8 protein-coding genes are annotated in these 9,648 nt (G+C 61.6%); all 8 read left to right on the forward strand.

All coding sequences use genetic code 11. The features are described from left to right. A partial coding sequence (locus tag JWP26_RS19980; protein ID WP_299732000.1) for an enolase C-terminal domain-like protein occupies positions 1–473 on the forward strand: 473 nt, incomplete at its 5' end. 9 nt (positions 474–482) lie between these two features. Then, complete coding sequence (locus JWP26_RS19985) at positions 483–1,640, forward strand: mandelate racemase/muconate lactonizing enzyme family protein (protein WP_299732003.1); 1,158 nt, start codon at positions 483–485, stop codon at positions 1,638–1,640. A gap of 49 nt (positions 1,641–1,689) precedes the next feature. Beyond that, positions 1,690–3,546, forward strand: coding sequence for a glucose/sorbosone family PQQ-dependent dehydrogenase (locus JWP26_RS19990; RefSeq protein ID WP_299732006.1), 1,857 nt, complete (start codon positions 1,690–1,692; stop codon positions 3,544–3,546). Then, entirely contained in the window at positions 3,543–4,514 is a 972-nt protein-coding gene (locus JWP26_RS19995) for a hypothetical protein (RefSeq protein WP_299732009.1), read from the forward strand. The genes JWP26_RS19990 and JWP26_RS19995 overlap by 4 nt, the downstream gene beginning before the upstream one ends. Positions 4,515–4,985: 471 nt before the next feature. Continuing rightward, positions 4,986–6,776 carry an ABC transporter substrate-binding protein gene (locus tag JWP26_RS20000; protein ID WP_299732012.1) on the forward strand — a complete coding sequence of 597 codons (1,791 nt, stop codon included), beginning with the start codon at positions 4,986–4,988 and terminating at the stop codon, positions 6,774–6,776. A gap of 72 nt (positions 6,777–6,848) precedes the next feature. Continuing rightward, complete coding sequence (locus JWP26_RS20005) at positions 6,849–7,847, forward strand: ABC transporter permease (protein WP_299732015.1); 999 nt, start codon at positions 6,849–6,851, stop codon at positions 7,845–7,847. Between the two features lie 9 nt (positions 7,848–7,856). Further along, the gene (locus tag JWP26_RS20010; RefSeq protein WP_299732018.1) at positions 7,857–8,762 is read left to right on the forward strand and encodes an ABC transporter permease; all 906 of its coding nucleotides are present in this window, start codon (positions 7,857–7,859) and stop codon (positions 8,760–8,762) included. Between the two features lie 2 nt (positions 8,763–8,764). Next, a partial coding sequence (locus JWP26_RS20015) for an ABC transporter ATP-binding protein (protein WP_299732021.1) occupies positions 8,765–9,648 on the forward strand: 884 nt, incomplete at its 3' end.

Genomic DNA, 9,648 nt, shown 5'->3' on the forward strand with positions numbered 1-9,648 from the left:
GCTTCCGCATCATTCGCCAGCACACCACGACGCCACTGGCGGTGGGCGAGGTGTTCAACTCGATCTACGACACCCACACCCTGATCACCGAGCAGTTGATCGACTATGCCCGCGTCACCTCGGTGCATGCCGGCGGCGTCACCGGGCTGAAGAAGATTTTCGATCTGGCCGCCATCTATCACGTGCGCTCGGCCTGCCACGGCCCGCAGGACGTGTCGCCCATTGCCATGGGGTGCAATATCCATGTCGATACCGCCATTCCCAATTTCGGCATCCAAGAATATTCCGGCTATACCGAGCTGATGCACGACGTGTTCAAATGCGCGTGGAGCTATGATCGCGGCTATTTGCAGCCGGGCGAAGTGGCCGGCCACGGCGTCGATATCGACGAAGACCTCGCCGCCAAGCACCCCTACCAACAGGCCTATCTCCCCGTCGCCCGTCTGCAAGACGGCTCGATGACGAGCTGGTGAGGGTAGGGCATGAAGATCACTGCAATAAAGCCCTATCCGGTTTGGGTCGGCCATCGTAACCAGCTTATCGTCAAGATCGAGACCGACGAAGGCGTCTTCGGCTGGGGCGAAAGTGGCCTCTCCGGGCGCGAAAAAGCCGTCGTCGGCGCCATCGAGCATTACCGCGAATTCCTCATCGGCCGCGATCCGATGGCCATCGGGGCGATCTGGCAGGAACTCTATCGCAGCCAGTATTTCGAGGGCGGACGGGTGCTGCTCGCCGCCCAATCGGCCATCGATATCGCCTTGCACGACATCAAGGGCAAGGCACTCGGCGTGCCGGTCTATCAATTGCTGGGCGGCAAGCACCGCGATGTCATCCCCACCTTTGCCTCCACCGGCTCCATCAATGGCGAGGAAACGCTGGATGCCGCACGCGCGTTGATCGAGCGGGGCTGGTCCACCATTCGTTTCTTCCCCGCCGCCTGGGAAAATCCGGGCGGCATTTTCGAGCCACGGGAATCCATCGGCAAGAGCGCCACATTCCTGACCAAGGCCCGTGAGGCGCTCGGCAATGAGGTCGTGCTGGGCATCGATTACCACCACCGTCTCTCGGTCGCCGAAGCCGCCAGCTTCTGCCAGAAAATGCCCTCCGGCACTCTGGATTTCCTCGAAGAGCCGATCCGCGACGAGACGCCCGAGGCGTACGAAACCCTGCGCAAGCTCACCGATGTACCTTTCGCCATCGGCGAGGAATTTGCCAGCAAATGGCAGTTCCTGCCCTACATCGAACGCGACATCCATCAATTCAACCGGCTCGACCTGTGCAATGTCGGCGGCTTCACCGAGGCGATGAAGGTCGCCGGTTGGAGCGAGGCGCATTATGTCGACCTGATGCCGCACAATCCGCTTGGGCCGATCTGCACGGCGGCGACCATTCATTTTTCGGCTGCCGTGGCCAATTTCTTCGCGCTCGAGACGCGGGCCAATCCCACCGACCTTTATAACGGCACACCGACCGCGGAGATGTTCCCGCAAATGCCGATGCTCGATGGTGCCGTGTACAAAGTGCCCGACGGCCCCGGCCTGGGCATCGAAGTCAATGAAGCTGCCCTGACGGCGGCAAGCTTCAAGTTCTGGGAGGCGCCGCATCTGCGACGGCGTGACGGGTCGGTGACCAACTGGTAGCCTGAACGAAAAATGCCGGATCAACCGGCGCGTTAGGGAGGTTCTTGAGATGAAACGTCACGTTGCTCTTGCCGTCGCCCTGCTGGCTATGGCCGCTCCGGCCCTGGCGCAGGACACGCCCGATGCCGTCGTCGCCGGAACCGTACCTTTTGAAATGAAGGTGCTGACCACCGGCCTTGAAGGTCCGTGGGAGTTGACCTGGGGGCCCGACGATTATCTCTGGGTCACGGAACGCACTGCCGGCCGTATCGATCGGATCAATCCTGCCGACGGCAGCAAAACGACGCTAATCGACATCGGCGAAGTCTCGGCGCCCGGCGGGCAGGATGGCCTGCTCGGCCTGGCGCTGCATCCCGATCTGCTCAAGGGAAGCGGCAACGACTACGTCTACACCGCCTATACCTACGTCGATGAAGCGCGCGGCGCCGATCCGGTGGTCACCGATCCAGCGAGCCCCTATCGCTTCCTCTACACCAAGATCGTCCGCCTGACCTACGACGCCGCGGCCGGCAAACTGATCGATCCGGTGGACCTCATTGTCGGCCTGCCGGCCAGCAGCGACCACAATTCGGGGCGCATGAAAATCGGGCCGGATGGCAAGCTCTATTACACCATCGGCGATGGCGGCAAAGACCAGCTCGGCAATTGGTGCCAGCCGATCGAGGCGCAGCGCCTGCCCACGACAGGCGAGCTCGAAGCCGAGGACTACATCGCCTATCAAGGCAAGTCGTTGCGGCTCAATCTCGATGGCACAATTCCGGACGACAATCCGCGCATTGGCAACGTGGTGAGCCACATCTTCACCTATGGCCACCGCAATATGCAGGGCATCGACTTCGCGCCGGACGGCACGCTCTATGCCTCAGAGCAGGGGCCAAAGACCGATGATGAGGTCAATATCCTGGTCCCCGGTGGCAATTTCGGCTGGCCGCACGTGGCGGGCTTCCGCGACGACAAGGCCTATCAATATGCCCGCTGGAAGGACGCCACCACGCCCTGCGAACAGCTCCAGTTCTCCGATATCATCATCGACCCGTCCGTTCCCGTCGAGGATGAAACGAGCTGGACCGAGCCGATGCAGGACCCGCTGGCGACACTGTTTACCGTGCCCAGCGAGTGGGATTTTACCGATCCGGTGTGCAAGGGCGTCGATTTCATCTGCTGGCCGACCGTGGCGGCGTCCAGCATCCAGACTTACATGCCCACCAGCGAAGCCATCCCCGGTTGGGAGAATTCGCTGATCGTCACCACGCTCAAGCGCGGCTCGATCTACCGCCTGCCGCTTGCCGCTGATGGCAAGTCGCTGCGCGGCCCGATAGAGCGCTATTTCCAGTCCGAAAACCGCTTCCGCGACGTCGCCCTCAGCCCCGATAGCAAGGCGATCTATGTCGCGACCGATCCGGGTGGGCTCGCCGAAGCGCTGGCCGGCGGCACCACGACCACGATGCAGAATCCGGGCTCGATCCTGGTGTTCAGCTATACCGGCAATAGTGCTTCGACCACTGCGCCAACTTCGGAGGCCCTCATAGTAGTGCCGGGCGAAACTAATGCGGCGACCGGCCTGCCGCCGAGCTTCACCGCCGCACAGGCCGATCGTGGCAAGATTGCCTATAACGCCAACTGCGTGTCCTGCCATGGCCAGAACCTGATCAGCGCGACCTATGGCACGCCCCTGGCCGGGGAGTATTTTGCCGGCAACTGGAATGGCAAGCCGGTCGGGGACCTCTACCGCAAGGCGCACGACACCATGCCGCCGTCGCGGCCGGGGGCGCTGCCGGCCACTGATTACGCAGACATCATCGCCTATGTGCTGTCGGTCAACGGCCTTGCCGCGGGCGACGCCGAACTACCGGCCGATCCGGCGACACTCGACGGCATGACCATCACCGCAGGTGCGTCTCAGTGAGCGAACATGTCCTCAAATGGGCGCATGGCGAAGCGGTGGTCTTGTCGACCGCCGCGGTGCTGGCCGATTGCCGCTTCAATCTGGGCGGCAAGGCGTTCCTGCCGTTTGCCCGTGCGCCGTGGATGGGGACGGTGACCGATATGTCGATCATCGGCCATCTGCGCGAACTGGGCGGCGATTTCGTCTGCGTGCCGATGGGCTCGGGCGGACCGGCGCCGCAGGCGCCACCCGAATGGGCCGCGCTGATGGACCGGCCGCGCGACTGGCCGATCCACGGGCCGGCCGCCGACGAGGAATGGACCATTGTTTCCGCTGATGCCTCTTCGGTGACGCTGGCGCTCGACTATCCCGAAACCTCGCCGGTGCTGCGCCTCGAACGCCGCGTGGCGGCGCGTCCGGATGCGCCTGCACTGGACTCGACGCTGACCCTCTTTGCGCGCCGGGCAGCGCCCATCTCGGTCGGCCTGCATCCGATTTTCCGGCTGCCCGAGCAACCCGGGCGGCTGCGGCTTGAGGCGGCGTTCGATTTCGGGCTGGTGCATCCGCGCCAAGTTGCGGGGGAACAGGAGTTTTCCAGCTTGGCCACCGTGCCGCAAGCCAATGGACCGGTCGACCTGAGCCACTCGCCGCTGGGCAGCCAGAAGAACCTCAACGTCCAGCTCTGCGGCATGCGCAGCCCGATGAAGGCCACCTGGCTGGATGAGGGTGCGGGCATGATCCTCGATTGGGATCGTGCGCAATTGCCGTCGCTGCAGATCTGGCACACCGATCGCGGGGTCGATGTGCCACCCTGGAATGGTCAGTATCGCGGCCTCGGGCTGGAGCCGATCGCTGCGGCATTCGATCTCAACGACGCCATCTCGACCGGGCCCAATCCGATCAACCGGCGCGGCGTCGCGACGGCCATCGATATCGCCCCAGAAACACCCACCATCATTCGCCACAGTGTGGTGGCATTTTCGAGCTGAAGGAGGCTGCGGCGATCACTTTTTTCTCGGCCAGAGCGTGAATTGCAACGTTACAACTTCGCGCGTTGACTCGGGATATCCCTACGGCTAATCATTGATATAATAATAAGAAAATCGGGTTGCGAGGCTGGCGCTAGCAACACTGATATGAGGAGTGCCAGGCCAAATATCGCAATACGAATAGCCTGCGATGGTTGGCGCTAGGTGTGTTGTTTTGACTTAAGGTTTGCTTGAGCTGACAAACGTAAGTTTGGCAGATGATGTCTTGCTGGCCGAATTTCTGTCAAATCAGCAAAATTAAACTGGACGCCACGAGTATATTCTTGGCGGTCATCAGGCGACAAACACCCGAAGCAACATAGCGTTGCAAGGGCAGGGGAGGACGAGCGCCGCGCACGAGCGGCAATTTCTGAAGCATTCGACGCGTCAAGCGTCTTCATCCGCTGGCAGACAAAGGGAGAGAGCTGTCACATGGTCAAATTCAAACTCGCTACAGCACTAGCAGTGCTTGCACTGGCGTTTACGCCAGTCGCGACGTTCGCGCAGGATGCCGCGCCCGTCGCCGCTACCGAAATCGTGCCCACCAGTGCGTTGGCGGACGTGCCGCGCAACGAGACGGTCATTCTGGGTTGGGGCGTCTCTGGCGGCTCATCCATCGGCACCACCAATCCATGGGTTCTGCCCGGCTACACCCATCAGGAAGGCAACAACCTGCTGTGGGAGCCGCTGATGTACTTCGGCATCTACAAGAACGAGTTCATCCCGTGGCTGGCCGACAGCATGGACTATACCGACGACACCTTCACCGCGTTGGAAATCAAGCTCAACAAGGACGCGAAGTGGTCGGACGGCTCGCCCGTGACCTCCAAGGACGTGGTCTACACGTTCGAAGGCCAGATCAAGTATGAGACGCTGCCATACCATGTGCAGTTCGCCGAGCTGGTCAAAAGCGTCACCGCCAAGGACGATCTCACCATCGAGGTGACGTTCAATCAGCCCGCGCCGCGCTTCAAGTTCGAAGTGCTGACGGAAAAGTTCGACACCGGCATTCCGATCGTGCCGGCTGGCTACCTGTCGGCTCAGGCCGATCCGACCAAGGCCCCGGGCCGCGACGAAATCCCCCATTCGGGACCGTTTGATATCGTTGCCTGGAACAACACCCAGAAGATCTTCAACCTGCGTGAAGACTGGTGGGCCATCAAGGCCGGCCGCATGACGGCACCGGCCGTCAAGCGTGTGGTTGTGGTCAACATCCTCAACCAGCCGATGGATACGGTCGCCCAGCGCATCGTCAACAACGAGTTCGACTCGTCGGTGGACATGCGGGCCCAGATCATCGGCAACATCCTGCAGCAGAACCCCGAAGTTCAGTCCTGGACCGGCACCGAGTCGCCCTATGGCTATCTCGACTGGTGGCCCAACTCGCTGTGGATGAACGACCAACTCGCGCCCTACAGCGATCCGAACGTGCGCAAGGCCATTAGCCTGGCCATCAACCGCGATCAGATCAACGAAGTGCTCTACGAGGGTGCGAAGATCGCCACGATCTACCCGTTCCCGCTCTACCCGAACCTGCAGGCCTTCGCCGACTCGCCTGAAGTCAAGGCCGAGGAAGCCAAGTACGAACCCGGCAAGTACGACCTCGACGAAAGCGCCAAGCTGATGGAAGCGGCTGGCTGGGCCAAGAATGGCGACGGCTTGTGGGAGAAGGACGGCAAGACGTTCGACGCCACCATCCAGGCCTTCGAAAACATCCATGGCGACATCGCTCCGATCCTGGCCGAAATGCTGCGCCAGGCCGGTTTCGACTCCAACGTGAACTTCGGTACTGACGCCTATCAGAACATGGTCGACGGCAAAGCCGGCCTCTACATGTTCGGTCATGGCGCCAGCCTGTTCGACCCCTTCGAAGCGCTCAACCTCTTCGACGGCAAATACAGCAGCGGCATTGGCTCGTCGGCCGGCAATAACCGGTTCTCGCGCTACTCCAACCCTGAATACGACAAGCTGATCGATGCCATTGCACCGCTCGACTCCAAGGATCCGAAGTTCATCGCCGGCGCCGCTCAGGCTCTGGGGATCTACTGGCGCGATACCATCGACGTTCCGGTCATCCAGTGGCTGCACCGTATTCCGTACAACAACCACTATTGGAAGAACTGGCCGTCCTCGACCAATGTCGGGATGGGCACCAACGGCGCGTTCTGGGCTCACACCGGCATGCTGGTCATCACCGGACTGCAGCCTTCAGGCGCCAAGTAGTCAGCACTCTAGGGTTACGCGCCGGTGGCGCGTAACCCCTCCTGCCGGCCAAGACCTTTCGGGATTAGTCCATTGAGCTTCAAGATCGTCGTCAAACGCCTGCTGTTTTTCGTCCTGGTCGTTTGGGCCGCCTCGACCATAGTGTTCTTCATACCGCGCCTGTCATCGCGCAACGCCATTCGCGAACGCTTCGGCGAACTGGCCCGCACCGGCGGTTTCTCGCCCGGTGATATCGAAAAAATGATTGCCTCGATGCAGCAGCAGTTCGGCCTCGATAAGCCGATCTTCGAGCAGTACTGGCAGTATCTCGGCAATATCATGCGGCTGGATTTCGGCTATTCGCTCAGCAAATATCCCACCACGGCAACCGAGGTGATCGCCCAGGCGCTGCCCTGGACCATTGGGCTATTGCTGGTCACCACCGTCCTCAGTTTCGTCATGGGCACCCTGCTCGGCGCCGTTGCCGCCTGGCCCAAGGCACCGGGTTGGCTGCGGTCTTTGGCGACGCCATTCATCCTTTTGACCGGCGTGCCGCCCGTTATCATGGGCATCCTGCTGCTGTTCTTCATCGGCTTCCGCCTCAAATGGCTGCCGCTTGGCGGCGCCTATTCGGCGGGCATCGTGCCGACCTGGTCGTGGTCGTTCTTCCTCGATCTGATGCAACACCAAATCCTGCCGGCTCTGGCGCTGATCCTCGGATCGGTCGGCGGCTGGGTGCTGTCGATGCGCGGTATGGGCATTACCATCCAGGGCGAGGACTACGTCAATTTCGCAGAGCATAAGGGACTGACTGGCGGCCGCATTTTCAGGGATTACTACCTGCGCAATGCCCTGCTGCCGCAGGTCACGGGCCTCGCGCTGGCGCTCGGCACCGTCATCACCTCGGCGGTGATTGTCGAGGGCATATTCGGCCTGCCGGGCATTGGCACGGCGTTGAACCTGGCCATCCGCGCCAACGACTTCCCGGTGATCTACGGCATCGTGATTTTCATCACCATCGCCATCGCGGCGCTGATGACGATCCTGGAATTCGTCTACCCGCTGCTCGATCCTCGAATTCGGGAAAATTAGGAGCGCATGATGGCAAACATCACCATGGTTTCCCCATCCCCGACGATCAGCCAGCCCAGCAATGTCGTCCTGTTCTTCCGCTATTTGCGGCGTAACAAGGGTCTGGCGCTGGGGGTCATTATCCTCGTCGCTCTGTTCCTGTTCACGGTGATTGGCCTCCTGGTCGTCAATCCCAAGCATGCCTATCCGCTCTCAGCCGGCCTCAAGCAGCCCCCGAGCCTGAAATATCCGTTCGGCACCGACTTCTTCGGCCGCGACCTGCTGGCGGCGATGGTGGTGGGCATGTGGCAAACCGCCTTTATCGGCTTGCTCGCCGGGGGCATCGGCACGCTTGTTGGCGTGGTCCTGGGGTTCACCTCGGCCTATTTTGGCGGCTGGATCGACGCGGCGGTTCGCACCGTTTGCCAGATCCTGACGCCGATCCCGGTGCTGCTGATCCAGGTCGTGGTGGCCGGTTCGCTCGACAAGCGCGACGTAACCATCTTCACCATGGCCCTCATCGTGGCCATGCTGGCCTGGATGGGACCGACCCTGGTGATCCGCGCCCAGGTGATGACCATGAAGGAGCGGCAATTCGTTGCCGTCGCCAAGCTCTCGGGCGTCAGCGACATGGGCATCATTTTCCGCGAAATCCTACCCAATCTGCTGCCGTTCATCGCCGCAGCCTTTGTGGGCCAGGTGTTTTCGGCGGTGTTTGCCTCGTTCTACCTGGCCGTTCTCGGACTCGGGCCGCTGCGTGAGCCGCTGCTGGGCAATATCATCTGGGCCGCGCAAAGCCAGGGTGCCTTCTTCAACGGTTGGTGGTGGTGGCCTCTGGAGCCCGCCTTCGCGATGATCCTGATCCTGGGCGCGCTCGCTCTGGTGAATATGGGCCTCGACGAACTCGCCAATCCCCGCGTACGCAGGTCGGAATAGCAATGATGATGGACACAAAAGCCGCAGGCGCGCAGGCCGGCTCGCGCAATGCCACCGCGGCGTATGACGCAGGCAGCGCCAAATCCGTACTGCAGGTCAAAGGCCTCGAAGTCACCTACTACACCGACCTTGGCCGGGCCAAGGCGCTGGACGATGTCAGCTTCACCCTCGGCGCGGGTGAAAAACTCGGCATGGTCGGCGAGTCTGGCTCCGGTAAAAGCACCATGGCCCTGGCCATGATGCGCATGATCAAGCCACCGGGGCGCATCGAAGGCGGCAGCGTCATCGTCGACGGCACCGACCTGATGGCGCTCGACGACGATACCATGCGCCGCGCCCGTCTCGACAAGATCGCCTATATTCCGCAGGGCGCGATGAACTCGCTCAACCCGGTGACGCGCATCGGCGCGCAGATGGTCGATGCGATCAAATCCCATATGCCGCGGGAAGGCCGCTCGGCGATCATGGATCGCTGCATGCACGCGCTGCGCTCGGTCGATCTGGATTCGGGCGTGTTCCGTATGTACGCCCATGAACTCTCCGGCGGTATGAAGCAGCGCGTTTGCATCGCCATCGGCATTCTGCTCGAACCCAAGGTCATTATCGCCGACGAGCCGACCAGCGCGCTCGACGTGGTGACTCAGCGGCAGGTGATGGAAACCATCGACCGGGTGCAGGACCAGATCAACGCCGCCGTCATCCTGATCGGCCACGACATGGGTCTGATGGCCCAGTTCGTCGATAAGGTCGCGGTCATGTATGCCGGGCGCCTCGTCGAGGTGGCCAGCGTCCGCGAGATGTTTACCGATCAAAAGCATCCCTATTCTCAGGCGCTGATTTCGAGCCTTCCGAACCTCGACAACAAGGGCGTCTTCCAAGGCATTCC

Source organism: Devosia sp. (assembly GCF_028290435.1).
In the GTDB taxonomy this organism is placed as follows: Bacteria; Pseudomonadota; Alphaproteobacteria; order Rhizobiales; family Devosiaceae; genus Devosia.

Excerpts from the sequence above, each read along its gene's own strand:
- JWP26_RS19985 (WP_299732003.1), top strand. The coding sequence starts at position 483 with ATGAAGATCACTGCAATAAAGCCCTATCCGGTTTGGGTCGGCCATCGT.
- JWP26_RS19990 (WP_299732006.1), top strand. The coding sequence starts at position 1,690 with ATGAAACGTCACGTTGCTCTTGCCGTCGCCCTGCTGGCTATGGCCGCT.
- JWP26_RS20000 (WP_299732012.1), top strand. The coding sequence starts at position 4,986 with ATGGTCAAATTCAAACTCGCTACAGCACTAGCAGTGCTTGCACTGGCG.
- JWP26_RS20010 (WP_299732018.1), top strand. The coding sequence starts at position 7,857 with ATGGCAAACATCACCATGGTTTCCCCATCCCCGACGATCAGCCAGCCC.